Genomic DNA, 2279 nt, shown 5'->3' with positions numbered 1-2279 from the left:
TTCAACAATCTGGCCCTATAATGGAATAAGACCTAAATTCATTCATTCCTATGCTCAGTATAGAATTTAATTTCATTTTGATAATGTTTAAGATACCCCCTCATTCATCAGCTTTCGAATAACAAGGTCACCTCCACTCTCTTTTTTCTTTTATTTTTTTTCAAAACCCTTCTAATTGATAAAAAACCATTTCTAATTAATCTACTTTCAAATCCTTTAACGCATGATTCAAAAATACAGTATAACATTCGTTTTATACGGCTAGTGTGCTGGGATGTTGAATCATAGTGTGCTTTTCACCAGTTTCAGAAGAAGAAATGGTTGTAAACACCGATTATGATTCACGGTCAAACTAACGTGCAGTAATGATCCTGTATTTCATGACAATTAATATGAACGATTTCAAAGAAAGGTACGTCTTATCTACGGATAACAGAAATGCTTGTAACTAAAAGGAGGAGTATGGATTGAAAAAAATTATAAGTATGTTTTTCATAGTGGGGTTGTTTCTTTTCCCACTTACAACTTTTGCCGAAATGAAACAGGTTCCCTCAGGCTTAAAGGTGGATCAACTTGAGGAGACAGTTGATCATATAATGGAGAAGTATATTAGAACGGAAATTCCTGGTGCATCCCTAGCTATAGTAAAAGATGGTAAAGTCCTATTATTAAAGGGGTACGGATTGGCTGATATAGAGCAAGAGCTAGCGGTCGATCCGGAGAAAACAGTCTTTGAAGCCGGATCGGTATCTAAGTTATATACATGGAGTGCTGTTATGCAGCTAATGGAGCAGGGAAAGTTAGATTTAAAAACTGATATTCGCGAATACTTACCTGAAAACTACCTTAACCTCACATTTCCAGATAAAGTTACTATGTTGGATTTAATAAACCATACAGCGGGATTCGAGGATAAAGCAGATCAGCTGCTAACGACTGATCCAGAAAAAGTGATTCCACTAGAAAAATTTTTATCATCGGAATATTATCAACCAAAGCAAGTATTTAAACCAGGCACAGTTATAGCTTATTCAAACTATAGTACTTCGTTGGCAGGGTTAATTGTGGAACGTGTGTCAGGAAAAAGTTATGCCGATTATATGCAGGAAAATATTATTGAAAGGCTTGGAATGCCGCATTCAACCTTTGCAACAAACTATCTTGAGATTCCTAAAATCGCTGATTTTAAAGGGAAAAGCTATCGAAAAAATGGTGATCACTTTGAGGCTGTTGATTGGGCATTTGTAAATGATGCTCCAGCAGGTTCTTTAAATACGACAGCAGCGGACATGGCTCAATTTATGATCGCACAGCTTGGTTCGGAGAACAATTCATTATTCGAGCATATGAGCACTTTGGAAAAAATGCATGAACAAACATATCAAGTTCATGAGCTTTTACCAGGAAATGCTCATGGATTTTGGGAGCGATATAGTGGGGAGTATCGGTTACTTGAACATGGTGGGAATGTCATTGGGTATACCTCACAACTGACTCTTGTTCCGGAAGAAAAGTTTGGATATGTGCTACTAATGAATGTGGCGAATGAGATGACAGGATTAAGAGTTGATTTAGTTGATAAATTAATTGGAAAAAATGAACCTATTGAACATGGGGAAAAAAGTGAGAATGACGAGGTTGTTCAAGGCACTTATCGAATGGCAAGGGGACTGTACACCAACTTTTTAAAGCTTTTACCGATTGTGGGCAATATTGATGTCACCATTCAAAAAAATCCTCAAGGAGGGATCAACTTTATATCAACGATGGCACCTGAGCCGATCCACTATATTGAAACAAGCCCACTGCTCTATGAACGTGCTGAAGATACACTCACTTTATTAGATAAATCAGGCATAGATACAAGCCGAATCGCTTTTGACTTGGATGATAAAGGGAATGTGATAAAGATGTCACATGGAGTAATCAGTGATTACCTGCCTGTAAAACTAAAGGAGCGTGTGGACATAAACCTAGCGATCATTTTGATTAGTGTAATAACGTTTATCCTCTATACAATCGTTTTCGCCGTTAGATGGGGAGTAAGGAAATTAAAGAAGAAAGAGAAAGGAAACTTGCATTGGTCTACGCCATTATTATCTGGTGCGGGACTCTTAGTAATAGTAAATAGCATCATCCTATTTAGTCGTTTTACGTCCGATCCATTTCAACCATTATCGCAAATGCGTATTCATGTGTGGATAAATTGGTTATTCCCTATAATGACTGTAGTTTGTGCCTATTTCATCTTTAAACATTTTAAAAATAGTAAGATATTT

General features: G+C 36.8%; 1 protein-coding gene. It reads left to right on the top strand.

What is annotated here, in order from left to right; translation table 11 throughout:
* Window positions 1–467 precede the first annotated feature (467 nt).
* On the top strand, window positions 468–2279 hold a 1812-nt coding region (locus V7149_RS19525), incomplete at its 3' end, for a serine hydrolase domain-containing protein (protein ID WP_335347262.1).

Source organism: Bacillus sp. JJ1503 (assembly GCF_036965125.1).
Classification (GTDB): domain Bacteria; phylum Bacillota; class Bacilli; order Bacillales; family Cytobacillaceae; genus Cytobacillus.
The sequence above is the reverse complement of the archived record's forward strand: the minus strand, read 5'-3'. Positions and strand labels throughout refer to the sequence as shown.